General features: G+C 61.5%; 24 protein-coding genes. 6 read left to right on the top strand and 18 right to left on the bottom strand.

Going from position 1 to position 26,429, the window contains the following annotated elements; translation table 11 throughout:
* Positions 1 to 79: 79 nt before the first annotated feature.
* Together ACEN8R_RS25870 and ACEN8R_RS25865 are read left to right on the top strand one after the other, a co-directional pair.
* Complete coding sequence (locus ACEN8R_RS25870) at positions 80 to 1,459, top strand: DUF2868 domain-containing protein (RefSeq protein WP_018928670.1); 1,380 nt, start codon at positions 80 to 82, stop codon at positions 1,457 to 1,459.
* On the top strand, positions 1,452 to 2,828 hold the full coding sequence (locus tag ACEN8R_RS25865) for a GTPase/DUF3482 domain-containing protein (protein ID WP_018928669.1): 1,377 nt from the start codon (positions 1,452 to 1,454) through the stop codon (positions 2,826 to 2,828). The genes ACEN8R_RS25870 and ACEN8R_RS25865 overlap by 8 nt, the downstream gene beginning before the upstream one ends.
* 10 nt (positions 2,829 to 2,838) lie before the next feature.
* On the opposite strand, the gene ACEN8R_RS25860 is transcribed toward ACEN8R_RS25865, so the two are convergent.
* The 8 genes from ACEN8R_RS25860 to ACEN8R_RS25825 all read right to left on the bottom strand — a co-directional run bounded on the left by ACEN8R_RS25860 (position 2,839) and on the right by ACEN8R_RS25825 (position 12,448).
* Positions 2,839 to 3,264, bottom strand: coding sequence for a hypothetical protein (locus ACEN8R_RS25860; RefSeq protein ID WP_018928668.1), 426 nt, complete (start codon positions 3,262 to 3,264; stop codon positions 2,839 to 2,841).
* 85 nt (positions 3,265 to 3,349) lie between these two features.
* The gene (locus ACEN8R_RS25855; RefSeq protein ID WP_018928667.1) at positions 3,350 to 3,916 is read right to left on the bottom strand and encodes a phosphonate degradation HD-domain oxygenase; all 567 of its coding nucleotides are present in this window, start codon (positions 3,914 to 3,916) and stop codon (positions 3,350 to 3,352) included.
* Entirely contained in the window at positions 3,916 to 5,049 is a 1,134-nt protein-coding gene (locus ACEN8R_RS25850) for a TIGR03364 family FAD-dependent oxidoreductase (protein ID WP_018928666.1), read from the bottom strand. Before ACEN8R_RS25850 ends, ACEN8R_RS25855 begins: the two co-directional genes overlap by 1 nt.
* Before the next feature lie 138 nt (positions 5,050 to 5,187).
* Positions 5,188 to 6,213: a putative 2-aminoethylphosphonate ABC transporter substrate-binding protein gene (locus tag ACEN8R_RS25845; RefSeq protein ID WP_018928665.1), complete on the bottom strand. Its 1,026-nt coding sequence runs from the start codon at positions 6,211 to 6,213 to the stop codon at positions 5,188 to 5,190.
* Positions 6,214 to 6,245: 32 nt separating this feature from the next.
* Positions 6,246 to 7,970 carry a putative 2-aminoethylphosphonate ABC transporter permease subunit gene (locus tag ACEN8R_RS25840; RefSeq protein WP_018928664.1) on the bottom strand — a complete coding sequence of 575 codons (1,725 nt, stop codon included), beginning with the start codon at positions 7,968 to 7,970 and terminating at the stop codon, positions 6,246 to 6,248.
* Complete coding sequence (locus ACEN8R_RS25835; protein ID WP_018928663.1) at positions 7,970 to 9,046, bottom strand: putative 2-aminoethylphosphonate ABC transporter ATP-binding protein; 1,077 nt, start codon at positions 9,044 to 9,046, stop codon at positions 7,970 to 7,972. The genes ACEN8R_RS25840 and ACEN8R_RS25835 overlap by 1 nt, the downstream gene beginning before the upstream one ends.
* Positions 9,047 to 9,273: 227 nt before the next feature.
* The gene (locus ACEN8R_RS25830) at positions 9,274 to 10,137 is read right to left on the bottom strand and encodes a LysR family transcriptional regulator (RefSeq protein ID WP_495624445.1); all 864 of its coding nucleotides are present in this window, start codon (positions 10,135 to 10,137) and stop codon (positions 9,274 to 9,276) included.
* 16 nt (positions 10,138 to 10,153) lie between these two features.
* Positions 10,154 to 12,448 (bottom strand): heavy metal translocating P-type ATPase, encoded by a 2,295-nt coding sequence (locus tag ACEN8R_RS25825; RefSeq protein ID WP_495624444.1) that lies wholly within the window; start codon positions 12,446 to 12,448, stop codon positions 10,154 to 10,156.
* A gap of 84 nt (positions 12,449 to 12,532) precedes the next feature.
* Here ACEN8R_RS25825 and cadR point away from each other — a divergent pair, with 84 nt between their 5' ends.
* A complete protein-coding gene (gene cadR, locus ACEN8R_RS25820; RefSeq protein ID WP_258612807.1) occupies positions 12,533 to 12,982 on the top strand; it encodes a Cd(II)/Pb(II)-responsive transcriptional regulator in 450 nt (149 codons plus the stop codon).
* Positions 12,983 to 13,045: 63 nt separating this feature from the next.
* Here cadR and ACEN8R_RS25815 read toward each other — a convergent pair whose 3' ends face one another.
* From ACEN8R_RS25815 to ACEN8R_RS25805, 3 genes are all read right to left on the bottom strand, one after another.
* Positions 13,046 to 14,017, bottom strand: coding sequence for a thymidylate synthase (locus tag ACEN8R_RS25815; RefSeq protein ID WP_495624443.1), 972 nt, complete (start codon positions 14,015 to 14,017; stop codon positions 13,046 to 13,048).
* Positions 14,018 to 14,081: 64 nt separating this feature from the next.
* On the bottom strand, positions 14,082 to 14,894 hold the full coding sequence (lgt, locus tag ACEN8R_RS25810; protein ID WP_064621002.1) for a prolipoprotein diacylglyceryl transferase: 813 nt from the start codon (positions 14,892 to 14,894) through the stop codon (positions 14,082 to 14,084).
* A gap of 83 nt (positions 14,895 to 14,977) precedes the next feature.
* On the bottom strand, positions 14,978 to 15,760 hold the full coding sequence (locus tag ACEN8R_RS25805; protein ID WP_018928658.1) for a sulfite exporter TauE/SafE family protein: 783 nt from the start codon (positions 15,758 to 15,760) through the stop codon (positions 14,978 to 14,980).
* A gap of 134 nt (positions 15,761 to 15,894) precedes the next feature.
* Here ACEN8R_RS25805 and ACEN8R_RS25800 point away from each other — a divergent pair, with 134 nt between their 5' ends.
* Positions 15,895 to 16,641: an NRDE family protein gene (locus tag ACEN8R_RS25800; protein WP_018928657.1), complete on the top strand. Its 747-nt coding sequence runs from the start codon at positions 15,895 to 15,897 to the stop codon at positions 16,639 to 16,641.
* Between the two features lie 161 nt (positions 16,642 to 16,802).
* Here the strand turns inward: ACEN8R_RS25800 and ptsP are convergent, their stop codons facing one another.
* Both ptsP and ACEN8R_RS25790 read right to left on the bottom strand, forming a co-directional pair.
* Positions 16,803 to 19,082: a phosphoenolpyruvate--protein phosphotransferase gene (ptsP, locus tag ACEN8R_RS25795; protein ID WP_018928656.1), complete on the bottom strand. Its 2,280-nt coding sequence runs from the start codon at positions 19,080 to 19,082 to the stop codon at positions 16,803 to 16,805.
* Between the two features lie 22 nt (positions 19,083 to 19,104).
* Entirely contained in the window at positions 19,105 to 19,584 is a 480-nt protein-coding gene (locus ACEN8R_RS25790) for an RNA pyrophosphohydrolase (protein WP_007897732.1), read from the bottom strand.
* Between the two features lie 143 nt (positions 19,585 to 19,727).
* Here ACEN8R_RS25790 and ACEN8R_RS25785 point away from each other — a divergent pair, with 143 nt between their 5' ends.
* Positions 19,728 to 20,384, top strand: a complete 657-nt coding sequence (locus tag ACEN8R_RS25785; protein ID WP_018928655.1) for a histidinol-phosphatase — start codon at positions 19,728 to 19,730, stop codon at positions 20,382 to 20,384.
* A 118-nt stretch (positions 20,385 to 20,502) separates the two neighbouring features.
* On the opposite strand, the gene ACEN8R_RS25780 is transcribed toward ACEN8R_RS25785, so the two are convergent.
* Positions 20,503 to 20,931, bottom strand: a complete 429-nt coding sequence (locus tag ACEN8R_RS25780) for a DUF2269 domain-containing protein (protein ID WP_018928654.1) — start codon at positions 20,929 to 20,931, stop codon at positions 20,503 to 20,505.
* Between the two features lie 39 nt (positions 20,932 to 20,970).
* Positions 20,971 to 22,485 (bottom strand): threonine ammonia-lyase, biosynthetic, encoded by a 1,515-nt coding sequence (gene ilvA / locus ACEN8R_RS25775; protein WP_495624442.1) that lies wholly within the window; start codon positions 22,483 to 22,485, stop codon positions 20,971 to 20,973.
* A 349-nt stretch (positions 22,486 to 22,834) separates the two neighbouring features.
* Between ilvA and rpiA the strand changes: the two genes are divergently transcribed.
* Positions 22,835 to 23,506 carry a ribose-5-phosphate isomerase RpiA gene (gene rpiA, locus ACEN8R_RS25770; RefSeq protein WP_018928652.1) on the top strand — a complete coding sequence of 224 codons (672 nt, stop codon included), beginning with the start codon at positions 22,835 to 22,837 and terminating at the stop codon, positions 23,504 to 23,506.
* A gap of 124 nt (positions 23,507 to 23,630) precedes the next feature.
* Here rpiA and ACEN8R_RS25765 read toward each other — a convergent pair whose 3' ends face one another.
* The 3 genes from ACEN8R_RS25765 to ACEN8R_RS25755 form a co-directional block, all read right to left on the bottom strand.
* The gene (locus ACEN8R_RS25765) at positions 23,631 to 24,536 is read right to left on the bottom strand and encodes an SdiA-regulated domain-containing protein (RefSeq protein WP_495624441.1); all 906 of its coding nucleotides are present in this window, start codon (positions 24,534 to 24,536) and stop codon (positions 23,631 to 23,633) included.
* A gap of 87 nt (positions 24,537 to 24,623) precedes the next feature.
* Complete coding sequence (locus tag ACEN8R_RS25760) at positions 24,624 to 25,559, bottom strand: SdiA-regulated domain-containing protein (RefSeq protein ID WP_064621008.1); 936 nt, start codon at positions 25,557 to 25,559, stop codon at positions 24,624 to 24,626.
* 181 nt (positions 25,560 to 25,740) lie between these two features.
* A complete protein-coding gene (locus tag ACEN8R_RS25755; RefSeq protein ID WP_018928649.1) occupies positions 25,741 to 26,406 on the bottom strand; it encodes a fumarylacetoacetate hydrolase family protein in 666 nt (221 codons plus the stop codon).
* Positions 26,407 to 26,429: the final 23 nt, after the last annotated feature.

Genomic DNA, 26,429 nt, shown 5'->3' with positions numbered 1-26,429 from the left:
GAGGATACCAGAGCCTCCCTTACCCCGATAAGCGTCACAGCGGTTATGCTCATCGCTCAATGAAGCGACGGGATGCCGCGTGACTGAACTGACGCCCCTGCAAAACCTCTGGCTGAGCGAAACCATACGCCTGCGTGAAGAACACGCCGGCCCCCTGGATGATCTGGAAGCCAACCGAGTCGCCCGTAGCGCCGGCGGCGACCTGCCGACGCGTATTCAATGCCGCGCCCGGTGGCTGGCCGAGCGCGACGGGCAGACCCGCGCCCTCAAACACTGGCTGCAAGGCGCGCGACTGGCGTTGATCGTGCTCGCCGTGCTGGCCGTGATCAGTGGCGCCGGCCTGGCGTTTGCCGCGCTGGGCGACGGCCAGTCCCCGGTCAATGTGTTCTGGGCCTTGGGCAGCCTGCTGGGGCTGAACCTGATTCTGCTATTGAGCTGGGCCCTGGGCCTGGTGTTCGCCGGCGAACAGGGCGCCGCTCTCGGACGCTTGTGGTTGTGGCTCAGTGAAAAACTCGCCCGCGATGCCAACGCCGCGCAACTGGCGCCAGCCCTGCTGCTGTTGCTGCAACGGCAGAAACTCAATCGGTGGGCGCTGGGTGTGCTGGTCAACGGCTTGTGGTTGTTGGCGATGCTCAGTGCCTTGGTGATGCTGCTGACGCTGATGGCGACCCGGCGCTATGGCTTCGTCTGGGAGACCACCATTCTCGGCGCCGACACCTTCGTCGCCATGACCCAGGCCCTCGGCGCCCTGCCGGCCTTGCTCGGTTTCAGTGTGCCCAGCGTGGAGATGATCCGCGCCAGCGGCGATGCCGCGCTGAACATCGAAAGCGCCCGCCAGGCCTGGGCGGCGTGGCTGGTGGGCGTGCTGCTGGTGTACGGCGTTTTACCGCGTTTGCTGCTCGCAGTGTTCTGCCGGTGGCGCTGGAAAACCGGCCAGGCAGCCTTGCATCTGGACTTGAACCTGCCAGGTTACGCCCAACTGCGCGAACGGCTGATGCCCACCAGCGAACGCCTGGGTATTAGCGATGCCGCGCCTGAGCAACTTCACCGGGTTGAAAGCGCGGCCAGCGATCTGCAAAGCGATGGCGCACTGTTGGTGGCCATCGAGCTGGACGATCAACGCCCCTGGCCACCGCAGCTGCCGAAAAGCGTCAACGACGCCGGCATCCTCGACAGCCGCGAATCCCGGCACAAACTGCTTGAACAGCTGAGTCGCTTTCCCCCGGCCCGCCTGGCCATCGCCTGCGATCCACGGCGTTCGCCGGACCGTGGCAGCCTCGCGCTGATTGCCGAACTGGCTCGCAGTGCTACGGCTACCCGCGTGTGGCTGCTGCAAGCGCCGCCCGGCGAAGCGCTGGATGCCGAACGCCTGGGCGACTGGCACGTTGCGCTGCAACAACTGGACTTGCCATTCGCCGATTGCGCGCCGTTGAGCTGGCTGGAGACGGGTCATGACTGATGCCTGGAAACGGCCATTGAAACTCGCCGTGGTCGGCCACACCAACGTCGGCAAAACCTCGTTACTGCGAACGCTGACGCGGGATGTCGGCTTCGGCGAAGTCTCCCATCGCCCCAGCACCACGCGCCACGTCGAAGGCGCGCGATTGTCGGTAGACGGCGAGCCGTTGCTCGATCTGTTCGACACGCCGGGCCTGGAAGACGCCATCGCCCTGCTCGACTACCTCGAGCGCCTGGAACGGCCCGGCGAACGCCTCGACGGCCCGGCGCGGCTGGCGCGCTTCCTTGAGGGCAGCGAAGCCCGGCAGCGCTTCGAACAGGAAGCCAAGGTGTTGCGACAATTGCTCGCCTCCGACGCCGGCCTCTATGTGATCGACGCTCGGGAGCCAGTGCTGGCCAAGTACCGCGACGAACTGCAAGTGCTGGCCAGTTGCGGCAAACCGCTGCTGCCAGTGCTGAATTTTGTCAGCAGCGCCCAGCAGCGCGAACCGGATTGGCGTGAAGCCCTGGCGCGGTTGGGCTTGCATGCCTTGGTGCGGTTCGACAGCGTCGCGCCGCCGGAAGATGGCGAACGCCGACTGTATGAAAGCCTCGCGCTGCTGCTGGAAAACTCCCGCGAACAACTGGAACGCCTGATCGCCGATCAGCAGGCCCAACGCCTGGCCCGTCAGCAGAGTGCAGCGCAGTTGATTGCCGATTTATTGATCGATTGCGCCGCCTGCCGCCGCAGTGTCGCCAGCGAGGCGGAGCAGGAACAGCAAGCGATCAGCGAACTGCGCAAAGCGGTGCGTCAGCGTGAACAACGTTGCGTCGAAGCCTTGCTCAAGCTCTACGCCTTCCGCCCACAGGACGCGGCGGCCAGTGACCTGCCGCTGCTCGATGGTCGCTGGGGCGATGACCTGTTCAACCCGGAAACCCTGAAACAACTCGGTGTACGGGTCGGCGGTGGCATCGCGGCTGGCGCGGCGGCCGGGGCCGGCGTCGATTTGCTGGTGGGCGGCCTGACCCTCGGCACGGCGGCACTGGCCGGAGCGATTGCCGGCGGCGCCCTGCAAACCGCCCGCAGTTACGGCAGCCGCCTGCTGGGCAAGATCAAGGGCCAGCGAGAACTGACTGTCGACGACAGCGTGCTGCGGTTGTTGGCCCTGCGTCAGCGACAACTGTTGCAAGCCCTGAACCAGCGCGGGCACGCGGCGATGGACAGCATTCAGGTCGCCACACCACAGGACAAAACCTGGCGCGAAGGCAAACTGCCGGAAGCGCTGAACAAGGCTCGGGCACATCCGCAGTGGTCGTCGCTCAATCCTCATTCGAAGGTGAATCAGGCGGAGCGGCAGGAGCAGGTTGAGGTGTTGGCGCAGCAGCTCTAACCAACGATCGTCAGCGCCAATCCAGTTTCAGAAACTCTTTGGCCAATGCCTTCACACGGCTACGATCGGTCCTGTTCGCTCGCCCGTCATTGTCCACATCCGAGCTCAACACCCACTCAAAAACCCCATCGTTATCCAGATCGCGGACCGCAGCCTTGTAGGCAATCCTCGGTCCGTCATGAAAATGCAGTCGTACCGTCTCAGGCGTACCGTCAGCGGATGGATTCTGCGAGAAGATGCGCAAGTGCCGCTCCTCAGCTTCATCCGCGTTATACCAGGCGCATTTCAAGTACGTTTTGCCAAACAACTTGAGCTGTTGACGATCCGCGTCCGTCGCCTCGCGCTGCAACTGTTCACCTTCAAAGAACTGGAAAACGACGGTATCTGCCGAGCCCTTCCCGCTTCGATCCTGTGCAATCACTTTCAAAAAATGCATCCATGCGCTCCTTTGCGAAAAGGCCAGATTGATGCTTCGACGCGCGTTGATCCATAAACCGATTCCCTATCGTGTGTCAGACAACTCAGCGCAGAACGCCGGACAACAGGCCCGCAGCCTTGCGTTTCAAGACGTCGAGGTCCATCACCGGCACGTCCATGTCCTTGGCGCACTCATCCCACTGACGCATCCGCAGACTGACCTCGCACAATGGATCGAGCTCAAAAGCCTCAGCCTCTTCAGCACTCATCACCCCACCCTGATACTCCAGCGTCCGCCGACTGGCTTCACTCAAACGCTCGTAGTACCCAGGCTCTCTGAGCGTCAGATAACGCTTGGCCTGCACGTGATATTCCACCAGCCGCGCCATGCGTTCGCTGAAACCGGCCCGACGCAAATAATCAGCGCCCAAACGCTCATGGCTGACCACCCCGAAGCCACCCATGCTCTCGGCCCCCTCGGCACAGAGATGCCCGATGTCGTGAAAGAACGCCGCCAGTACCACTTCATCATCGAAGCCCTCGGCCATCGCCAGTTCGGCCGCTTGCGACATGTGCTCGATCTGCGACACCGGTTCACCGATGTAGTCGTTATCGCCAAACCGTTCGTACAGACCGAACACCTCGGCGATCACTTGCTGATGGTGGTCCATCAACTGTCTCCCAATAAGCTGGCGACATTACGTTCCGCCAACGCCGGCCCGACGCTCATGCCGACACCGGAGTGCATCAGCGCCACGCTCACACCCGGCATCGGACGCAGAAAAGAAAACGGGCCGGGGCCGCGTGAACCGTAAACACCCTGCCAGCGCTCGACCACTTGCACTTTGCAGCCCAACGTCTGCTCGGCCAGATCGAGCATCCAGTCGTCCACCTGTTCGGCATTGAACGGTGATGGATCGCTGCCGTAATGGTGGGAGTCGCCGATGATCAACTCACCGTACGGTGTCGGGCTGATCAGCAGGTGAATGCCGTTTTCATGCAGATGGGGCGCCTCGCGCAGAATTTGCGCCTGTACCGCCGCAGCTTCCGGCAGATCGGCGAAGGCGCCGTAGTGCACGCAACTCAGACCGGTGAGCAGTGCGTGTTGCAGGTTGAGGTTGATCTGCGGCCGGGCGCGGAGCATTTGCAGGCGGCAGATTTGCGGGTTGAGTTCGGCAATCGGCTCGGCCAGCAAAGTTTGATAATCGTGGCCGGAGCAAACGATGATCTGCTCGGCGCTGAAGGTGCCGGCGGTGCTGTGCAAGCGGCCCGGCTCGATGTCGCGCACCAGGGTGGAGAAGTGAAACTCGACACCCCACTCACGGCGCAGGTAGTCGATCAATGCCGGCATCGCCTCGCGGGAATACAGCTGTTGATCGTCCATGCCGTGCAACGCGGCGCGGTGATGGCTGAATTGACCGCCGTATAAATCCCGCAATGGGTTGCCGCGCAACAGCTCGACACGGTAACCGTGCTCCACGGCACGCCCGGCGCAGAAGGCTTCCAGCAGGTGTTCTTCCGCTTCGGTACGCGCGAACAGGTACGAGCCGTTGCGCTTGAGGTGCAGGCCGGCAAGTTCTGCCCATCGGCCCCAGATTTCTCGACTGGCCCTGGCCAATTCGAGCATCGGCCCTGGTGGCTGGCCGGTGACCAGTGCCTGACCGAAGTTGCGTACAGATGCGCCCAATGGTGTGGCGCTGCGCTCGAAGACTTTGACCTTGAGGCCGCACCTGGCGGCGGCATAGGCGTGGGACAGGCCGAGAATGCCGGCGCCGACGATCAGCATGTCGCTGTGGTGTGTCATGAAGATAATCCCGCTTTTTGTGGCGAGGGAGCTTGCTCCCGCTGGGGCGCGTAGCGGCCCCCCCTCTCTATCTGAAAAGAAGGGGCCTGCTGCGCAGTCCAGCGGGAGCAAGCTCCCTCGCCACAAGGTGTGAGTCAGTTACTTGGCAGCCACTTTCTCGGACTTGCCGTCATAGCGCTTGCGCCATTCAGTCAGGATCTCGTCGCGATTCTTCGAGGCCCAGGCAAAGTCGTTCTTGATCAAGCGCTGCTCATAGTCCGCCGGCAATTCGGTCTGCGGCTTGGCGATACCCGGTTGCGCGAGCACCGCAAAGTTCTCTTTATAAAGCTCCATCGCCGCCGGGCTTGCGGCGAAGTCGGCCAGTTTCTTCGCTGCTTCTTCATGCGCGGTGCCTTTGATCACGGCAGTCGCTTCGATCTCCCAGCCCAGGCCTTCTTTCGGCAGGATGATGTCCAGCGGCGCGCCCTGGCGTTTCAGCTGAACAGCCGGGTATTCGAAGGAAATACCGATCGGGAATTCACCGGCAGCGGCGAGCTTGCACGGCTTGGAACCGGAGTGAACGTACTGGCCGATGTTCTGGTGCAGGTCGTCCATGTATTGCCAGCCCTGCTTCTCGCCGAAGGTTTGCAGCCAGGCGCTGACGTCGAGGAAACCGGTGCCGGACGAGGCCGGGTTGGGCATGACGATCTTGCCTTTGTACTCAGGCTTGGTCAGGTCCTGCCAGCTGACCGGTTTGCTCAGGCCCTGCTTTTCGGCTTCGACAGTGTTGAAGCAAATGGTCGCCGCCCACACGTCCATGCCGACCCAGGCCGGTGGGTTGGCGGCGTCGCGGTAGTTGCCGCCGATTTTTCCCAGATCTTTAGGCGCATAACTTTGCAGCATCCCCTGTTGATCGAGGATCGCCAGGCTCGATGCCGCCAGGCCCCACACTGCGTCGGCTTGCGGACGGGCTTTTTCGGCCAGTAGCTTGGCGGTGATGATGCCGGTGGAGTCGCGCACCCACTTGATCTCGACGTCCGGGTTGGCCTTCTCGAAGGCTTCTTTGTAGGTCTTCAGTTGTTCGGCTTCGAGGGCGGTGTACACCGTCAACTCGGTTTTCGCAGCGAAGGCGTTCAGGCTGAAAGCGGTGAGGACAGCAGCGGCCAGGGCCAAGGGCTTGAACATGGTGCAATTCCTGTGTGAGTTGAAGGTGTGAATCAAAGACCGGGCGCGGTCTGCCGCCAGGCCTGGGAGCGGCGCAATAAACCGCGCGAGGCCCAGGCCAGCAGCAGGGACACGCCCGCCGAGGTGAACAGAATCAGGGTCGACATCGCCGCCGCACCGCCGACGTTGCCGGCGTCGTCCATGTTCAGCACCGCCACCGCCGCGAGGATGGTGTCAGGGCTGTAGAGGAAGATTGCCGCCGAAACGGTGGTCATGGCCGAGACGAACAGGTAGCGCACGATGTCCAGCAACGCTGGCAGGCAGATCGGCACGGTGACTCGCAGGTAATGCCGATACAGCGGCGCCTTGAGCGACAGCGCGGCGGCTTCGAACTCGGCGTCGAGCTGGCGCAGCGCGGTGGTGGCGGTCATTTGCGCGGTGGTCAAATAGTGAGCAATGGTGCAGACCACCAGCAGCGTCATGCTGCCGTAGAGCACATGCAGCGGATTGCCGCTGAGGTTGAAGAAGAAGACGTAACCCAGGCCCAGCACCAGCCCCGGCACCGCCATCGGTACGAAACTGAGCATGCGCAGTGTCAGATTCAGCCCGCGCTGGCCACGGGTTTTCTCCATCAGGTAGGCGCCGGTGAAGATCAGCACGCTGCCGATCAACGCCGTGCACAACGCCATCTTCACGCTGTTGCCATAGGCCAGCCAGCCGCCGCCCGCGGTGTCGTTGAACTGGTAATGGTTGAGCGACAGCGACAGGTTGTACGGCCAGAACTTCACCAGCGACGAGTACACCGCCATGCCGAACACCAGCAGCAACACCGCGCAGATCAGCAGCACGATGGCCAGATAACAACCGTCGCGCAGCCTCGACGGCATTGGCTGAAAGACTTGCGCCCGACCACTCATGGAATCGCCATGACGCCGACGCAGCCAGGCGTCGACACCAAAGCTGAACAGCGCCGGCAGCAGCAGAACCATGCCGATCAGTGCGCCGCGACCGAATTGTTGCTGGCCGACCACCGCTTTGTAGGCTTCCAGCGCCAATACCTGATAGTCGCCACCGACCACCACGGGCACACCGAAGTCGGTGATGGTCAGGGTGAACACCAGACAGAACGCTGCGAACACCGCCTGACGCGTCGCCGGCCAAGTGATGCTGCGAAAGGCTTTCGCCGGGCTCGCGCCCATGCTGGAGGCGGCATCGAACAGTCGCGCATCCGCCAGGGACAGCGCTGACAGCAAAATCATCAAGGCGTGCGGGAAGGTGTAGATGACCTCGCCGAGCACAATGCCCCAGAAACCGTAGATATTGTCCGAGAACAGACCGCGCAACAGGCCCTGATTACCGAACAGATAAACCAGCGCAATCCCCGGCAACATCGACGGCGCCATCAACGGCAGCAGCGACATGCCGCGCCAGATACCTTTGCCAGGAATCAACGTGCGTTGCAGGGCGTAGGCAAACAGGTAGGCCAACGGTACGACCATCGCCGCCACGCTGAGGGAAACCTTCAGGCTGTTACCCAGCAACCAATGGAAATTCGCGCTGGTCAGCAATTCACCGGCAGCCACCAGACCACCGCCCTGCCCGGCCTGCGAACTGAACCCGCGCCAGAAGATCGCCAGTAACGGCATCAACACTGCCACACAGAGCAACACCAACAACAGCAGCTTGCCGCCGACCACGAACAGCCGGTCGCCGATCTCGGCACGGGAGGCCTGCCGAAGCTGCTTGTGCGGTATCGGCAGCGCGACGTTCGCGCTCATCAGGCGAACACCTGCAGGCTACGCGGCGGCAAGGCGACCATGATCTGCTGCGCACCGAGACGCGGCATCGCTTCCGGCGCCAGTTCCGCCAGCAATGCATGACCCGGCAGCTGATCGAGTTCGAAGCTCATGCGGCAACGATTGCCGAGGAAAGTGATTTCGCGAACCTTGGCCGGGAACAGGTTTTCTTCATGCACCAGCGGGTTGACGTTGATCGCCTCGGGGCGGCAGAACAAGCGGCCCGACGCGGTTTTCGCACTACCATCGGCCAGGCGCATGTGCATCCCGCCGACCAGGGCATGACTGTCGCTGCTTCGGCGGAACGGCAGCCAGTTGCCCTGACCGACGAACTCCGCCACAAACGGTGTGGCCGGGCGGTCGTAGATGTCCTGCGGTGTGGCGTACTGCTCGACCTTGCCGTTGTTCATCACGGCGATGCGGTCGGCCATCAGCATGGCTTCGTCCTGATTGTGCGTGACCATCAGGGTGGTGATGCCGAGGTTGCGCTGCAATTGGCGCAACTCGGTGCACAGATGCTCGCGGACCCGGGCATCGAGCGCCGACATCGGTTCGTCCAGCAGCAACAAGGAAGGGGCCGGCGCCAGAGCCCGGGCCAGCGCTACGCGTTGCTGCTGGCCGCCGGACAATTGGCCGGGGTATTTTTTCTCGCTGCCGGTGAGGCCAACCAGCTCCAGCATCTGACCGACGCGCTGGCGCACTTCATCGCGACTGCTGCTAGAGAGGCCGTAGGCGATGTTCGCTTCGACGGTGAGATTGGGAAACAGCGCGTAGGACTGGAAGAGAATGCCGTAGTCCCGGGCCTGAGGCGCCAGGTGGGAAACGTCGCGATCACCGAGGTATAACTCGCCGCTGTCCTGGCGCTCAAGGCCGGCGATGCAGCGCAGCAAGGTGGTCTTGCCGCAACCCGACGGCCCCAGCAGACACACCAGTTCACCGGCCGCCACGTCGAGGGAAACGTTATCCAGCGCGGTGAACGCGCCGAAGCGCTTCTGCACGCCGCGCACTTTCATCGGCGCGCCGGGGTTGGTCAGGGCAGTTGCGATCGAGTGGTTCATGGACAGGCCTCATCAAGCAGATGAGGGCCATCCTAGGTTTGCAATGCGTCCGTCATGTGGCAACGAGGCAAAAACGGCCGATAGTGGTATTCAAGGATTTGGGTTGGGTAGAACGAGCGATGAGTAACCTGTGGCGAGGGAGCTTGCTCCCGCTGGGTTGCGAAGCGGCCCCAGAAAATGGGCCTGCTGCGCAGTCCAGCGGGAGCAAGCTCCCTCGCCACAGGGATCTACGCCGGGGCCATTTCCTGCGCCAGTCCGAGAAACGCCGCCGGCAGCCGGGCGCCTTTTCGCTCCTTGAGGCAGTACAGGTACTCGAGAATCTGCGGCGCATTCTCGAGGGTCAGCACCCGCAATTGCGGATCGTGCGGCACTTCCTGCCGGGCAATGATGCTGATGCCGATGTTGCGCAACACCGCTTCACGAATCGACTCGCGGCTGCCAATCTCCAGCAGCGGCCCGAAACTCACCCCGGCACTGGCCAGCAACTCTTCGGTCAAGCGCCGGGTGGTCGAGCCCGACTCGCGCATCAACAAGGTATACCCAGCCAACGCACTGAGCGGCACATGGTCATGCACCGCCAGCGGATGATCGCGATGCACCGCCAACACCAGTGGATCACTGCCGAGCACCCGGCGGATCAGCCGCGCATCGTCGAGCAACTGCGAGGACGCGGCAACATCGACCCGGTAATCCTCCAGCGCTTCGAGCACCTGCTGGGAGTTGCCGATTTCCACCGACACCTCCACCTGCGGCAAGCGCTCGCGAAAGGTCTTCACCAGATCGAGGATGTAATACGGCGCCGTGGCGGCGATGCGCAACGTGCCCTGGACCTGACCGCTGTTACGCAGGAAGAACTCGATATCGGCTTCCTGCTGCAGCAGTGCCTTGACCATCGGCAACAGCCGCGCACCTTCGTCGCTGACGCTGAGGCGGCGGCCGCCACGGTAGAACAGCTCAACCGAATACTGGCTTTCCAGGTGCCGGATCTGGGTCGTCACCGTCGGTTGGCTCAGGCCGAGCTTTTTCGCCGCCAGGGTAATGCTGCCCAGCCGGGCCACCATGTAAAACGCCTTCAGCTCGGCACTCAGCACACCCGTCCCTCATCGTCTATTTGCGCAACAGGCGCAAACCGTTGAACACCACCAGCAGGCTCACGCCCATGTCGGCGAACACCGCCATCCACATGGTGGCGATCCCGGCGAAGGTTACCCCAAGAAAGATCGCTTTGATGACCAATGCCAGGGCAATGTTCTGTTTGAGGATATTGGAGGTCTGCCGCGACAGGCTGATGAAGGCCGGGATCTTGCGCAGATCATCGTCCATCAGGGCGACATCGGCGGTTTCGATGGCGGTGTCGGTCCCGGCGGCCGCCATGGCGAAACCGATCTCGGCCCGCGCCAGTGCAGGAGCGTCGTTGATGCCGTCGCCGACCATTCCCACGCGATAGCCCTGGGCATACAGCGTTTCGATGGCCTGCAGCTTCTCGCTTGGCAACAGATCGCCTTGCGCCTGATCGATACCCACATGGCCGGCGATGACCTCGGCGGTGTGAACGTTGTCACCGGTCAGCATCAGGGTTTTGATGCCCAATTCATGCAATTGCTGGATCGCCTCGCGACTGGTCGCTTTCACGGTGTCCGCGACGGCAAACAAGGCCAGCGGACCCGACTTGTCGAGCAACAGCACCACCGACTTGCCCTGTTTCTCCAGAGCAAACAGTTTTTCTTCCAGCGCTGGAGAACACAGGCCCAAGTCTTCCACCAGTCGATGGTTGCCCAGGTGATAGAGCTCACCATTGATCTCACCGCGTACTCCACGCCCCGCCAAGGCTTCGAAGTTATCCACAGTCAGCGGCGCGCGCTGGTTATCCACAACTGCCGCGTTGGCGATGGCCAGCGACACCGGGTGATCCGAGCGACCAGCCAGCGCCGCCGCAAGGGCCGGGGCTGTTTGATCGGCGGTCGGGTCGAGGGACAAATAGTCGGTCTGCACCGGTTTGCCATGCGTGAGGGTGCCGGTCTTGTCGAGGGCCAGGTAGTCGAGTTTGTAGCCGTGCTCCAGGTAGACGCCGCCCTTGACCAGAATCCCTTTGCGCGCCGCTGCCGCGAGGCCGCTGACGATGGTCACCGGAGTGGAAATCACCAAGGCGCATGGGCAGGCGACCACCAGCAACACCAGCGCCCGATAGATCCAGTCGAACCACAGCGCGTCCATGAACAGCGGCGGGATCACCGCCACGGCGAGGGCCAGGATGAACACCGCCGGTGTGTAGATTTTCGAAAAGCTGTCGACGAAACGCTGGGTCGGCGCCCGCGCGCCCTGGGCCTGTTCGACGGCGTGGATGATCCGCGCGAGGGTCGAGTGGTCGGCCGCTGCGGTCACGGTGTATTCCAGTGAACCGGACTGGTTGATGGTGCCGGCGAACACTTTGTCGCCGATGGTTTTTTCGACCGGCAGGCTTTCACCGGTGATCGGCGCCTGGTTGATGGTCGAGCTGCCAGACAACACTTCACCGTCCAGAGCGATCCGCTCACCGGGACGCACCCGCACCCGTGCGCCCAGTACGATGCTTTTCACCGGTTGTACGACCCAACTGCCGTCGGCTTGCTGCACCGTGGCTTGCTCGGGCGCCATCTGCATCAGTCCGCCGATGGCGTTGCGCGCCCGGTCCAGGGACCTGGCTTCGATCAACTCGGCGACGGTGAACAGGAACATCACCATCGCCGCTTCCGGCCACTGGCCGATCAGGACCGCACCGGTCACCGCGATGCTCATCAGCGCGTTGATGTTCAGGTTGAGGTTTTTCAGGGCGATCCAGCCCTTTTTATAGGTACCCAGGCCGCCACTGAGGATTGAGATCAGCGCAATCACCGCCACCACCCAAGTGGGCGCCGCGTTAGTGAAGTGGATCACTTCAGCCGCCAACGCACCAACGCCGGACAGCGCCAATGGCCACCAAGGTTTTTTCTCTGGCACAGGTATTGGCGCTTCGACGCCTTGTTCCAACGGCTCGGCGTGCATGCCGAGTGACTTGATCGCCTCTATGATCGGCGCGTTGGTTGGCAGGTCATGGGTTACGCCCAGCACCCGGTTGATCAGGTTGAACTCCAGTTGCTGCACGCCCGCAAGCTTGCCGAGTTTGTTCTGGATCAGCGTCTGTTCGGTCGGGCAGTCCATGGCCTCGATGCGGAAGCTGCTCAACCGCGCGCCGGCGGTCGGTGTCTCGCTCAACTTGATCAGCGATGGCGCCGCTTTGGAGGAACAGCAGGAATCGCCGTGGCCGCCATGATCATGGCTACCATGGGCATGCTGGGGCACAGGCTGCAGTTTGTGGCTGTGATCGTGATCGTGATCGTGATCGTGATCAGCCTCGGGTTTGTGGGTGTGAAGAGAATCGCTCATTGGTCGCGTCCATGAAGGTGCCTGTTGCCAAGTAAAGACCCTGTAGCCACTATAGGGTCAAGCACCCTTTTGGAGATCGACGCGATGAAGATAGGAGAACTGGCGAAACTCACCGATTGCGCCGTGGAAACCATCCGCTACTACGAGCGCGAACACCTGCTGCCGGAACCGGCCCGCAGCGACGGCAATTACCGCGTCTACACCCAGGCCCACGCCGAACGCCTGACCTTCATCCGCAACTGCCGGACCCTCGACATGACCCTGGAGGAAATCCGCAGCCTGCTGGCCCTGCGCGACAGCCCGCAGGATCAATGCGAAAACGTCAACGCGTTGATCGACGAACATATCCATCATGTGAAAGCACGAATCGACGGCTTGCTGGCGTTGCAGACACAACTGCTCGACCTGCGCCAACGCTGCGGCGAAGGGCCGGATATCGATCAGTGCGGGATTTTGCAGCGGCTGGAGGTCAGTGGCGGGGTTGTGGCGACGGAGGTTGAGCATTCCCATGTCGGGAGAAGTCATGGCCACTAAAAACACCACTAAAACAATGAGGGAGCAGGCTTGCTCGCTCCCTCATTTGGTCGGCGCTAAGGCTTAAACCGCCATCGGCGCGGTCATCGGAGCGTGATGCTCATAGCCTTCGAGCGAGAAATCACTTGGCTCGATCAGCTCCAGCCACTCCGGCTGATACACACCGGTCTTGGCGAACTCCGGCACACGGTCGGAGATCTTCAACTTCGGCATGGCGAACGGCTCGCGCTTGAGCTGTTCGTTGAGCATGTCCAGGTGGTTTTCGTAGACGTGGGCATCACCGATGAAATAGGTGAACCAGCGCGGCGTGTAACCGGTCAGGCGACCGACCAGGCTCAGCAGCGCAGCGCCTTCGGTGAGGTTGAACGGCGTGCCCAGGCCCAGGTCGTTGGAGCGGATGTAGAGGGTCAGGGAGATTTCCCTGGTCTCGACATTCGGGTGGAACTGGTACAGCAAGTGGCACGGCGGCAGGGCCATTTCATCGAGCTGCGCAACGTTCCAGCCGTGGAACAGAATGCGACGGCTGCCCGGGTCCTTGATGATGGTGTCGACGCACTGGCGGATCTGGTCGATCGCCTTGTACAACACCACATACGCCTGGCCGTCTTCTTCGCCTTCAGCAATCTGCCGATAACCCTGGCTCAGGGTCTGCTCGATGGCGGCCTGGTTGCTGACCGGGATCTGCTTGTACGCCGGCCATTTGCGCCATTGCACGCCGTAGATCTCGCCGAGGTCGTCTTCGCCCTGACGGAACGGGTTGGCCAGCCACTGGGCGTTTTCGTTGGCGTTCTGGTCCCAGACCTTGCAACCCAGCGCACGAAATTCAGCGGCGTTGTTCACCCCGCGCAGAAAACCGCACATCTCGCCGATGGCCGACTTGAACGCCATCTTTCGGGTGGTGATCGCAGGGAAACCTTCCTGCAAATCGAAGCGCAGCATCGCACCCGGAAAGCTGATGGTGTTCACGCCGGTGCGGTTGGCCTGTTTGGTGCCGTTCTTAATGACATGGGCGACCAGTTCGAGATATTGCTTCATGAATTACCTGTGTCCTTGAACCCGGAGCTGTCGCCCCGGGGTTCGAATTTTTTGCGCCAGCTGCTTATACAGCCGCTGCGGGGGCCGCCGGGGCGCGTCGATAAGCCAGCCAGATCAGGAATAGACCGCCGACGATCATCGGTACGCACAGCACTTGGCCCATGGTCAGCCAATTCCACGCCAGATAGCCCAGTTGCGCATCCGGAACGCGGACGAATTCGACGATGAACCGGAAGATGCCGTAGAACAACGCGAACATCCCGGATACCGCCATGGTCGGCCGTGGCTTGCGTGAGAACAGCCAGAGGATCAGGAACAGCGCCACACCTTCCAGCGCAAACTGGTACAGCTGCGACGGGTGACGCGGCAACTGCGCCGGGTCGCTGAACGGCGGGAAGATCATCGCCCACGGCACGTCGGTCGGCTTGCCCCACAACTCGGCGTTGATGAAGTTGCCGATGCGCCCGGCACCCAGACCGATCGGCACCATCGGCGCGACGAAGTCCATCAGCTGGAAGAACGACTTGTTGTTCTTTTTACCAAACCACAACGCTGCGAGCATCACACCGATGAAGCCACCGTGGAACGACATGCCGCCCTTCCACACTTCGAAGATCAACATCGGGTTGGCCAGGTAAGCGCTCAGATCATAAAACAGCACATAACCCAGGCGGCCGCCGACGATGACGCCCATCGACATCCAGAACACCATGTCGGAGAGTTTCTCCTTGGTCCAGGTCGGGTCGAAGCGGTTCAGCCGGCGGGACGCCAGCAACCACGCGCCGCCGATGCCGACCAGATACATCAGGCCGTACCAGTGGATTTTCAGCGGACCGATGGCCAGGGCCACCGGGTCGATCTGCGGGTAAGGCAGCATTGCGACTCCTCGTTAGAGTTGAAACCTTCAAAATTCCCGGGCGACGCTGTCACGCCAGGATTAAGCCAGGATTGCGTCAGGTGTCAGAGCAGGAAGTTCAAGCCGACGCAAAACAGCAAAGCGGCAAACAGTCTTTTCAGCAAGCGTGGCGACAGCCTGTGGGCCAGTCGTGCACCGAGGCGGGCGAAGACCATGCTGGTCAGAGCGATCCCCAGCAGCGCCGGCAAATAAACAAAACCGAGACTATGGGCCGGCAGCAGTGGATCGTGCCAGCCCAGAATCATGAAACTTAATGCACTTGCCAAGGCGATGGGCAGGCCACAGGCCGACGATGTGGCCACCGCTTGTTGCATCGGTACGCTGCGCCAGGTCAGGAATGGCACGGTCAGCGAACCGCCGCCGATCCCGAAAATCGCCGAGGCCCAGCCAATTACACTGCCGGCCACGGTCAGACCGACTTTACCGGGCACCGTTCGGCTGGCCTTGGGTTTGAAGTCCAAGGCGAGTTGAACAGCGATGATCAACGCGAATATGCCGATGATCTTCTGCAGATTCGGCCCGGAGATCGCTTCGGCGGTCAGCGCGCCGAAACCGGCACCGATCAGAATGCCGAGGGTCATCCAGGCAAAAATCGGCCAACGCACGGCGCCGCGGCGATGATGTTCGCGAACCGCATTGACCGACGTAAAAATGATCGTCGCCAGGGAAGTACCGACTGCAAGATGCGTCAGGATCGACGGATCAAATCCCTGCAAGGTGAAGCTGAACACCAGCACCGGGACGATGATAATCCCGCCGCCTACCCCAAACAGCCCGGCCAGCACGCCCGCACAGGCGCCCAGCGCCAGATAGAGCAGAAATTCCATGGCCACATCCCCAAGCATCCCGAAACAGGAGCGGCATGGTAACGGATGCATGGCCTCGGGCTCCACTGCGGATGGCGATGGATCGATGAGCGATGTCTGCGTAGAGTGAGCAAAAAACACACAAGGACCACCTTATGTGCCTGATTGTCTTTGCCTGGCGGCCGGGTCATGCCCAGCCGCTGATCGTGGCGGCCAACCGCGACGAATTCTATGCCCGGCCCAGCCTGCCCCTGGCGCAATGGCCGCACGCCCCGCATGTCTACGCCGGGCGTGACCTCGAGGCCGGCGGTACGTGGCTCGGTGTCGGCGCCAATGGGCGCTTCGCCGCACTGACCAACATCCGTAATCCCCTTCAACCGCCGGCCGCCAAGTCGCGAGGCGAACTGGTGGCGCAGTTTCTCAGCGGGGAAACGCCCATTGAAGACTATTTAAGCGACGTTATCGCACGTTCGGCTGAATATGCCGGGTTCAATCTGCTGGCCGGCAATGCCAAAGAGCTCTGGCACTTCAACGCTCGGGAAACCGCGGCGGTCAGGCTCGAACCAGGGATTTATGGGTTATCGAACGCGGGGCTGGATACGCCGTGGCCAAAAGTGCTCAAGGCCAAGGCAGCCTTGAGCGAAGTGCTGGACGACCCGCAGCCGCAGGCGCTATTGGCCTTGCTCAGCGATCCACAGACGGCGCCGCTTGCCGAGCTGCCGGACACTGGCGTGGGGCAAGCCACCGAGACGTTGTTGTCGAGCGTGTTTATCAAGAGCCAGGCTTATGGGACGCGGGCGAGCACGGCGTTGATTGTTCAGGCGAATGGGATGCGGCATATGGTCGAGCGGAGTTTCGGGCCGTATGGGGGGCATCTAGGGGAAGTGGAAGTCAGGGTTTGAAGGTCGGACAATAAACTGCGGCGAGGGCGCTTGCTCCCGCTAGAGTGCGAAGCGCTCCCGATCCGGCCGATGCGTTCTTTCATAGAGATCGCATCGGCTGGATCACGACTGCTTCGCAGCCGAACGGGAGCAAGCTCCCTCGCCACAGGGCCGCCGCTGACCTAGAGGGTCTTGACCGAAGCCGGATTGATCATCCGTGCCAACCCAAGGTTTTTCAGCGCCAGTTGCAGCGAGCTGTGGATAACTTGTGGGTTGTCGATGGTCATCAGCTCCGCCAGCAACTCCTTGGCCTTGCTCAGGTTGATCTGACGCAGCATCCACTTCACTTTCGGCAAGTTGGTGGCGTTCATCGACAGGCTGTCGAAGCCCATTGCCATCAACAGCACTGCCGCCGCCGGGTCACCGGCCATTTCGCCGCAGATACTCACCGGCTTGCCTTCGGCATGCGCATCGCGCACCACGCTCTGCAGGGCTTGCAGCACCGCCGGGTGCAGGTAGTCGTAGAGGTCGGCCACCCGTGGGTTGTTTCGGTCCACGGCCAGCAGGTACTGGGTCAGGTCGTTGGAGCCGACCGACAGGAAGTCCACCTGCCGCGCCAGTTCCTTGGTCTGATACACCGCTGCCGGAATCTCGATCATCACGCCAACCGGCGGCATCGGCACGTCGGTGCCTTCGTCGCGGACTTCGCCCCAGGCCCGGTGGATCAGGTGCAAGGCTTCTTCCAGTTCATGGGTGCCGGAAATCATCGGCAGCAGAATACGCAGGTTGTTCAGGCCTTCGCTGGCCTTGAGCATGGCGCGGGTCTGCACCAGGAAGATTTCCGGGTGGTCGAGGGTCACGCGAATGCCGCGCCAGCCGAGGAACGGGTTGTCTTCCTTGATCGGGAAGTACGACAGCGCCTTGTCACCGCCAATGTCCAGGCTACGCATGGTCACTGGTTGTGGATGGAACGCGGCAAGTTGCTCGCGATAGATCGCCAGCTGTTCCTTTTCGCTCGGGAAACGCTGGTTGATCATGAACGGCACTTCGGTGCGGTACAGGCCCACGCCCTCGGCACCGCGCTTCTGCGCCCGTGCCACATCCGCCAGCAGGCCGGTATTGACCCACAGCGGCATGCGGTGGCCATCGACCGTTACGCACGGCAGGTCGCGCAATGCATCCAGCCCGAGGGCCAGTTGTTTCTCTTCCTCGACCACGTCGGCGAACTGCTTGCGCAGCACGTCACTCGGGTTGGTGTAGACCTCGCCGTGGTAGCCGTCGACGATCATCTGGATGCCGTCGACCTTGGAGTACGGCAGGTCGACCAGGCCCATCACCGTCGGAATACCCATGGCGCGCGCCAGGATCGCCACGTGGGAGTTGCCAGAACCGAGTACCGACACCAGGCCCACCAGCTTGCCTTCCGGCACCTCGCCGAGCATCGCCGGCGTCAGTTCTTCGCTGACCAGAATGGTGTTGTCGGGGTAGACCAGCGTCTGCTGCCGCTCTTCCTGCAAGTAGGCGAGCAAACGGCGGCCGAGGTCCTTGACGTCCGAGGCCCGCTCACGCAGGTAGGCGTCGTCCATCAGTTCGAAACGGTTGACGTGATCGGTAACCACCTGACGCAGCGCGCCCTGGGCCCACTGACCGGTCTTGATCACGGTGGTGACTTCGCTGCCGAGCGAAGCATCGTCGAGCATCATCAAGTAGACGTCGAACAGCGCCCGCTCTTCAGGTCGCAGCTGGGTTGCCAGCTTGGCGGACAAGGCACGCATGTCGGCGCGCACGCCTTCGATGGCGGTCTTGAACAGCCCAAGTTCTGCATCGATGTCGGTGATGGTCTTGTCCGGCACCACATCCAGATCGGCCGGCGGCAGCATGACGACCGCGGTGCCGACCGCCGCGCCCGGCGAACCCGGTACGCCGACGAACTTTGCTTCCTGGATACCTTTGCCCTGACGGCCCAGGCCACGGATCGAACCGGTGGCCTCGGCATGGGCGATAACGCCGGCGAGCTGCGCGCTCATGGTCACGAGGAAGGCTTCTTCACCCTCATCGAACTGGCGGCGTTCCTTTTGTTGAATGACCAACACGCCGACGACGCGGCGGTGGTGAATGATCGGCGCCCCGAGGAACGACGCGTAGCGCTCTTCACCGGTCTCGGCGAAGTAACGGTAGCGCGGGTGATCCGCGGCGTTTTCGAGGTTCAGGGGTTCTTCACGCGTGCCGACCAGGCCGACCAGACCTTCGTTGGGTGCCATGCTGACTTTGCCGATCGAGCGCTTGTTCAAGCCCTCGGTGGCCATCAGCACGAAGCGGTTGGTCTCTGGATCAAGCAGGTAGACCGAGCAGACCTGGCTGCCCATGGCCTCTTTGACGCGCAACACAATAATCCCCAACGCCGCCTTGAGATCCTTGGCGGAGTTAACTTCCTGGACGATCTTGCGCAGCGTATTGAGCATGGCTCGGGGTCGAACTCCGTCGTCAGTCGCGCGCTAAAAGGCGCGGGGCAAGCTCTTTGAGAGCGCGTCGATACACCTCGCGCTTGAATGTCACCACCTGGCCCAACGGATACCAATAGCTGACCCAGCGCCAGCCATCGAATTCCGGTTTACCGGTCAAATCCATCCGCACCCGCTGCTCGTTGGAGATCAGGCGCAGGAGAAACCATTTCTGCTTCTGGCCGATGCACAGCGGTTGGCTGTGCGTTCTGACCAGACGTTGCGGCAAACGATAACGCAACCAGCCCCGGGTGCAGGCGAGAATTTCAACATCTTCGCGCTCCAGGCCCACTTCTTCGTTCAACTCGCGGTACAAGGCGTCTTCCGGCGTCTCCTGGGGGTTGATCCCGCCCTGTGGAAACTGCCAGGCATCTTGATTGATTCGGCGAGCCCATAGCACCTGGCCAGCATCATTCGTCAGAATGATCCCGACATTGGGGCGGAAACCATCGGGGTCGATCACGGCAACAACCTCGCAAACGCATGTCGCCGCATTGTTCCACAAAGGTTGTGAAAGCAGCAACGAGCCGACCTACCTTATGTGCACTCTTGTGAAAAGTCCGTATTCTGGAGACCTTTCTACAGACTTTTCAGCGAGTAACTGCAATGCGGCTGGCTTTATTCGACTTGGACAACACGCTTCTGGGCGGCGACAGTGACCACGCCTGGGGCGATTATCTGTGCGAACGCGGTTTCCTCGACGCCGTCGCCTACAAGGCACGCAACGACGAGTTCTATCAGGACTACCTGGCCGGCAAGCTGGATCAGGCCGCCTACCTGAACTTCTGCCTGGAAGTCCTCGGCCGCACCGAAATGGCGACACTGGATCAATGGCACCTGGATTACATGCGCGACTGCATCGAACCGCTCGTGCTGCCCAAGGGCCTCGAACTGTTGGCCCAACACCGTGAGGCCGGCGACAAGCTGGTCATCATCACCGCCACCAACCGTTTTGTGACCGGGCCGATTGCCACGCGTTTAGGCGTTGAAACCCTGATCGCCACCGAATGCGAAATGATCGACGGCCGGTACAGCGGGCGCAGCACCGATATCCCGTGCTTCCGTGAAGGCAAGGTGACCCGGTTGAATCGTTGGCTGGAAGAAACCGGCCACAGCCTGGAAGACAGTTATTTCTACAGCGACTCGATGAACGACTTGGCGTTGCTGGAGCAAGTGACGAATCCGATCGCGGTCGATCCGGACCCTAACTTGCGGGCCGAGGCCGAGAAACGTGGCTGGCCGGTGATCAGTTTGCGCGATTGATTAAGCCTGTAGCAGCTGCCGAGGTACGAGGCTACGTTGCGGTCCGCAGGACCGCCCTTTGGGGCCGTTTCGCAGCCCATCGCGGCCTCGTACCTCGGCAGCTGCTACAGATTCCGCGCTATACCGGCTTGGCCCCCATCAACCCCGCAATGGCGATCAAGCAGACAAAACTGAACAACGCCAACGCCAACGTAAACTTCCCATTCCCCGCCGCCGGCGCCTTGCGCAGCCGATTGAGCCGCACCAGCAGCCAGAACCAGCCCAGCGCCGCCACGGTGTACAGCACACTGGACGCCAGCAACCAGGTCTGCCCCAACGGCCAGCCCACCAGATGCACCATCCACCAGCCGGTAAACGGCATGCTCAACAGCGCCAGGCCCATCAACAACCAGATGAACACCTGCGGTCGCTGCAAGGTACGCGCAGGCGCCGTCGCATCACCGTTACGACGAGTGCGCCAGACCCAGATTGCCAGCCCCAGTGCGCTGATCAACAGCAGCACCGTCGCCACGCCATGCGCGACTTTGAGGGCGGTTAACGTTTCCATTGTTCGAATTCCTTATAGGCTGCCCATCAGCGTAGCCGCTCAGCCGAGAAACAGCTGATAGGCCGGGTTGTCGCTTTCGTCCCAGTACGGGTAGCCGATTTCTTCCAGCGCCGCCGGTACCAGATGACGCTCGTCGTGGGGCACTTGCAGGCCCGCGACCACACGGCCATCCGCCGCGCCGTGGTTGCGGTAGTGGAACATCGAAATGTTCCAGCGCCCACCGAGCTTGTTGAGGAAGTTGAACAACGCCCCCGGACGCTCCGGGAACTCGAAGCGCAGCACCACCTCATCGACCACCTGGGCGGCACGCCCGCCAACCATATGGCGAATGTGCAATTTGGCCAGTTCGTTGTCGGTCAGGTCGAGTACCGGGAAACCCTGCTCGGCCAGGCTGGCGAGCAGTGCACTGCGCGGGTCGTTTTCCGGATGGGTCTGCACGCCGACAAAGATGTGCGCTTCGCTGCCGGTGTTGTAGCGGTAGTTGAATTCGGTGATCTGGCGCTTGCCGATGGCTTCGCAGAACGCCTTGAAGCTGCCCGGTTTCTCGGGGATGGTCACGGCGATGATAGCTTCGCGGCCCTCGCCCAGCTCGGCACGCTCGGCGACGTGTCGCAAGCGGTCGAAGTTGACGTTGGCACCGGAATCGATGGCCACGAAGGTGTGGCCGGTGACACCACGTTGCTCGACGTATTTCTTGATCCCGGCCACGCCCAAGGCGCCGGCAGGTTCAGTGATCGAGCGGGTATCGTCGTAGATATCCTTGATCGCCGCACAGATTTCATCGGTGCTGACGGTGATCACTTCATCAACGTAGTCTTTGCAGATATCGAAGGTGTGCTGGCCGATCTGCGCCACCGCGACGCCATCGGCAAACAGGCCCACGGTCGGCAACACCACGCGCTCACCGGCCGCCATGGCGGCTTGCAGGCAGTTGGAGTCATCCGGTTCGACGCCGATGATCTTGATGTCCGGACGCAGGTATTTCACGTACGCCGCAATCCCGGCGATCAATCCGCCACCGCCCACCGGAACGAAGATCGCATCCAGACGCCCCGGGTGCTGGCGCAGAATCTCCATGGCCACCGTGCCCTGCCCGGCAATGGTGTGGGGATCGTCGTAGGGGTGAATGTAGACGTAGCCTTTTTCGTCGACCAGTTTCAGCGAGTAGGCCAGGGCTTCCGGGAACGAATCGCCGTGCAGTACCACTTTGCCGCCGCGCGAACGCACGCCCTCGACCTTGATCTCCGGGGTGGTCTTGGGCATCACGATGGTCGCTTTCACGCCCAGCACTTTGGCTGCCAGGGCCAGGCCTTGCGCATGGTTGCCCGCCGAAGCGGTGACCACGCCACGGGCACGCTCTTCATCGCTCAGTTGCGTCAGCTTGTTGTAAGCGCCGCGAATCTTGAACGAGAACACCGGCTGCAAGTCTTCACGCTTGAGCCAAATCTCGTTGCCCAGCCGCTCGGAGAGCTGGCGAGCAGTCTGCAATGGGGTTTCTACGGCAACGTCATAAACGCGCGAGGTGAGGATCTTTTTGACGTACTGTTCGAGCATCGGAAAGCATCACTGAACGGGTTGGGCAGGGCCAAGGAGTCTAACCCGGCTTTCGGGCGGGCGACCACACTAAACAGGTGGTTTTAGCCACTCGCAAACGCAAGAGACTCATTGTGGCGAGGGAGCTTGCTCCCGCTGGAGTGCGAAGTGCTCCCCAAAACAGGCAGCCCGTTTCTTCAAACACACTGTATTGGCAGGTTTTACGACTGCTGCGCAGCCGAGCGGGAGCAAGCTCCCTCGCCACAGACAAGCCCCCTCGTCTCCATTCGACACACTGGCAATGACCTTCCACATCGCGAGGCCTATAATGCCGGCCTTTCGTCCCCCTCTTCGGCACCTCGGAGCCCGCATGACCCAGGATCAACTCAAACAGGCAGTGGCTCAGGCCGCCGTCGACTTCATCCTCCCGAAACTCGATGACAAGAGCATCGTCGGGGTCGGCACCGGCTCTACCGCCAATTGCTTCATCGACGCCCTGGCCAAGCACAAAGGCGCGTTTGACGGCGCAGTGGCCAGTTCCGAAGCCACCGCCGCGCGCCTCAAAGGCCACGGTATTCCGGTGTATGAGCTCAATACCGTCAGCGATCTGGAGTTCTACGTCGACGGCGCCGATGAAAGCGACGAGCACCTGCACCTGATCAAAGGCGGCGGTGCAGCCCTGACCCGCGAGAAGATCGTGGCGGCCGTGGCCAAGACCTTCATCTGCATCGCCGACGCCAGCAAACTGGTGCCGGTGCTCGGTGCGTTCCCATTGCCGGTGGAAGTGATCCCGATGGCTCGCAGCCACGTGGCCCGCGAACTGGTGAAGCTGGGCGGCGACCCGGTTTACCGTGAAGGTGTGCTGACCGATAACGGCAACATCATCCTTGACGTGCACAACATGCAGATCACCAACCCGGTGGAGCTGGAAGCACAGATCAACGCCATCGTCGGCGTGGTCACCAACGGTTTGTTCGCGGCGCGCCCGGCGGACTTGCTGCTGTTGGGCACGAGCGAAGGCGTGAAAACCCTCAAGGCCTGATGCCTTAGCCATCTGTAGGAGTGAAGCTTGCTCGCGAAGAGGCCATAGCATTCAACATCTCAGTTGACTGATATGGCCTCTTCGCGAGCAAGCTTCGCTCCTACAATTGGTTTTGCGGTGTTGGTCAGGGCTGTGCCGGTTTTTTGAAGACATAGAACAGGTTCGGCTCGCTGACGAGGTACAGGGTGCCGTCGTCATCCATGGCAATGCCTTCCGGCTTGTGCAATCCCTGACGACCCTTGCTCAGTGACAGGGTGCTCAGCGGTCGCCCGTCCACATCCAGTTCAAGAATCAACCGCGACTCATCGGACAGTGCCAGCAAATGGCCGCTGCGCTCGTCATATTGCAGGCTCGACAGGTCTCGCACGAACATTCCGCCATCGCGCTTGGGATTGTTCACCACGTGCACCGCGTAGGACTTCTCCGGGTTGTAATGGGGAAAGCCCTGCACTTCGTAGATCAGCATCGGGTCGCGCTCCTTGGCGACGAACAAGCGCTTGCCCACCGAGTCATAGGCCAAACCCTCGAAACCCTTGTTGCCGCTCATGTGCACGCCGAGGGTCATCTGCTCGGCGTCCGCGGCATCGAGGAACGTCGTGCCCTTGCGCAGATGAATCTTGATCAGCCGTTGCTCACGCTCATCGGTGATCACGTAAGTGTCAGCGCTAATGAACTCCACTGCTTCCGGGTCGCCGAACCCGACCAGCGCCACTCGCCGCAGGATTTTGCCTTCCAGGGACAACTCGATCAGCTCGGCGTTTTTTTGGGTGACCGTGAACAGGCTTTTGCGCACGGGATCGAAGGTCAGCGCTGAAACATCGTCGTCCAGACCGTCAGTGACTCGCGCCTCGATCGCCACCTGATACTGGTCCAGGCCAATGGATCGGGTATTCATCGGCTGCCATAGCGCCTGCACATTGAACCCGCAGCGTTCAAACAGGCGCTGGTACTGGCCGACGGCAACCAACACGATCAGGGCAATGACCGACAGGATCAGCATCAGGGGTTTGGGGCGGACAAGTCGACGCATTCAGGCAAACTCGGAAACAGGACGGGCGGATGAAACACCACGGCTGCCTGAATTAAAACCCTAATGGCCCGCGACCTTCTACCGCAACTACCGAACCTGTTGCTTTTCGAAGCGGTAGAACAGGTTCGGCTCGCTCACCATGTACAGCGTGCCCGCTTCGTCCATGGTGACGCCTTCGGCACGGGGAATGGTTTTCTTCAGGCCATTGAACCCTCCGAGCAAGGTCATGAAACTGACCTGCTCGCCCTTCTCGTCCAGTTCCAGCAACAAGTGAGAGTCGGCGGACAGCACCAGGGTGTGGCCAGTGCGCGGATCGATGGCCAAGGCCGACAGGTTACGGACATCCAGTGCGTCGCTGGAGAGTTTCTGCTTGTCACCCTTCAGGATCTGGCTGCCATCGCTTTTCCAGCTGAACAGCGCTGGTGGACGCTCTTCACCCAGCAGCAGTTGCTGGCGACGGGCATCCCAGACGACGGCTTCGAAGCCTTTATTCTGGTTTTTCGAGGGGCCGAGATCGTATTTCGGGAAATTGGCGATGTTCAGCTCGCGCGTATCGGCATCGACCTTGACGATCGAGAGCAGGTGTTCGCGCTCATCGGTAATCGCCAGCAAACCATTGCCCATTACCGTCACCCCTTCCGGGTTGCTCCACCCCACCAGCGGCATTTTGCGCAACACGTCGCCTTGCAACGTCAGCTCGACCAGGAACGGGTTCTTGCCCATCACGGAGAACAGGGTTTTGGTCTGCGGGTCGTAAGACACGTCCGACGCTTCGTCCTTCTCCATGCCCGGCAGCAGTTTGGCGTCGATCACCGCCCGATAGTCCGGCAGCCAGACACTCTCTTTTCGTTCGGCAGGGCTTTCGAAGCGTTCCTTCACCCAGAGCACACCGCGATCATCCCAATGCATCGCAAACGCAAGGCCATAAGCGGCGACCGCCACCAGTAAAAGCCAGGAATACCAACGCATGACAAAGCGCGAGCGGCGGGCAGTTTTCAGCTTGGGCAGCGATTCGATGGCCATTCAGGGATGCGTTCCAGAAATTCAGGCTATGGGTAATAGCACATTGGGACAGGCTCAGATGCCATAAGCCCCGGAATTATCCAGACAAAATGTGAAAAAAACGGGAAATGGCCGGATTGCCCTGTGTGGGCAGCCAAGATCAAAAGATCGCAGCCTGCGGCAGGCTGCGATCTTTTGCTTTTTAGAGAACGCTACTGGTAAAGCGGCTGACACCCGGCAATTCGAGCACCAGTTCGTCACCGACATTCAGCGGGCCAACGCCCACCGGCGTGCCAGTGAGGATCACGTCACCGGCCTGCAGCGAGAAGCAGCCGGCCATGTACTGGATCATCGGCACGATCGGATTGAGCATGTCCTTGGTGTTGCCATCCTGGCGGACTTCACCATTGATGGTCAGGCGGATGCCGATGTCGGTCAGGTCGGTAAACGTGCTGCCAGCCACGAATGGCGCAATCACCGCCGCACCGTCAAAGCACTTGGCGATTTCCCACGGCAGGCCCTTGGCTTTAAGCTCGGCCTGCTTGTCGCGCAGGGTCAGGTCCAGGGCCGGGGCGAAGCCGGAGATGGCATCCAGCACTTCTTCGCGGCTCGGCTTGGTCGACAATGGCTTGCCGATCAGCACCGCTATTTCTGCTTCGTAATGCACCGAACCGCGCTCGGTCGGAATGCTGAAGCTGCCTTCCAGTGGCACCACGCAGCTGCCGGGCTTGATGAACAGCAGTGGTTCGGTGGGCACCGGGTTGTCCAGTTCCTTGGCGTGTTCGGCGTAGTTGCGGCCGATGCACACCACTTTCCCCAGCGGAAAATGAATACGCGTTCCGTCGACATACTGGTGCTGATAGCTCATTGACCGACTCCTGCTTCGTGCTC

The sequence above is a fragment of the Pseudomonas sp. Pseusp15 genome (genome assembly GCF_059492165.1).
This window is presented reverse-complemented; position numbering and strand designations above follow the sequence as displayed.

Bases quoted from the DNA above. Each gene is read 5' to 3' on its own strand.
- ACEN8R_RS25865 (WP_018928669.1), top strand. From the start codon at position 1,452: ATGACTGATGCCTGGAAACGGCCATTGAAACTCGCCGTGGTCGGCCAC.
- ACEN8R_RS25860 (WP_018928668.1), bottom strand. From the start codon at position 3,264: ATGCATTTTTTGAAAGTGATTGCACAGGATCGAAGCGGGAAGGGCTCG.
- ACEN8R_RS25855 (WP_018928667.1), bottom strand. From the start codon at position 3,916: ATGGACCACCATCAGCAAGTGATCGCCGAGGTGTTCGGTCTGTACGAA.
- ACEN8R_RS25850 (WP_018928666.1), bottom strand. From the start codon at position 5,049: ATGACACACCACAGCGACATGCTGATCGTCGGCGCCGGCATTCTCGGC.
- ACEN8R_RS25845 (WP_018928665.1), bottom strand. From the start codon at position 6,213: ATGTTCAAGCCCTTGGCCCTGGCCGCTGCTGTCCTCACCGCTTTCAGC.
- ACEN8R_RS25840 (WP_018928664.1), bottom strand. From the start codon at position 7,970: ATGAGCGCGAACGTCGCGCTGCCGATACCGCACAAGCAGCTTCGGCAG.
- ACEN8R_RS25835 (WP_018928663.1), bottom strand. From the start codon at position 9,046: ATGAACCACTCGATCGCAACTGCCCTGACCAACCCCGGCGCGCCGATG.
- ACEN8R_RS25825 (WP_495624444.1), bottom strand. From the start codon at position 12,448: ATGAGCGATTCTCTTCACACCCACAAACCCGAGGCTGATCACGATCAC.
- cadR (WP_258612807.1), top strand. From the start codon at position 12,533: ATGAAGATAGGAGAACTGGCGAAACTCACCGATTGCGCCGTGGAAACC.
- ACEN8R_RS25815 (WP_495624443.1), bottom strand. From the start codon at position 14,017: ATGAAGCAATATCTCGAACTGGTCGCCCATGTCATTAAGAACGGCACC.
- lgt (WP_064621002.1), bottom strand. From the start codon at position 14,894: ATGCTGCCTTACCCGCAGATCGACCCGGTGGCCCTGGCCATCGGTCCG.
- ACEN8R_RS25805 (WP_018928658.1), bottom strand. From the start codon at position 15,760: ATGGAATTTCTGCTCTATCTGGCGCTGGGCGCCTGTGCGGGCGTGCTG.
- ACEN8R_RS25800 (WP_018928657.1), top strand. From the start codon at position 15,895: ATGTGCCTGATTGTCTTTGCCTGGCGGCCGGGTCATGCCCAGCCGCTG.
- ptsP (WP_018928656.1), bottom strand. From the start codon at position 19,082: ATGCTCAATACGCTGCGCAAGATCGTCCAGGAAGTTAACTCCGCCAAG.
- ACEN8R_RS25785 (WP_018928655.1), top strand. From the start codon at position 19,728: ATGCGGCTGGCTTTATTCGACTTGGACAACACGCTTCTGGGCGGCGAC.
- ACEN8R_RS25780 (WP_018928654.1), bottom strand. From the start codon at position 20,931: ATGGAAACGTTAACCGCCCTCAAAGTCGCGCATGGCGTGGCGACGGTG.
- ilvA (WP_495624442.1), bottom strand. From the start codon at position 22,485: ATGCTCGAACAGTACGTCAAAAAGATCCTCACCTCGCGCGTTTATGAC.
- rpiA (WP_018928652.1), top strand. From the start codon at position 22,835: ATGACCCAGGATCAACTCAAACAGGCAGTGGCTCAGGCCGCCGTCGAC.
- ACEN8R_RS25765 (WP_495624441.1), bottom strand. From the start codon at position 24,536: ATGCGTCGACTTGTCCGCCCCAAACCCCTGATGCTGATCCTGTCGGTC.
- ACEN8R_RS25760 (WP_064621008.1), bottom strand. From the start codon at position 25,559: ATGGCCATCGAATCGCTGCCCAAGCTGAAAACTGCCCGCCGCTCGCGC.
- ACEN8R_RS25755 (WP_018928649.1), bottom strand. From the start codon at position 26,406: ATGAGCTATCAGCACCAGTATGTCGACGGAACGCGTATTCATTTTCCG.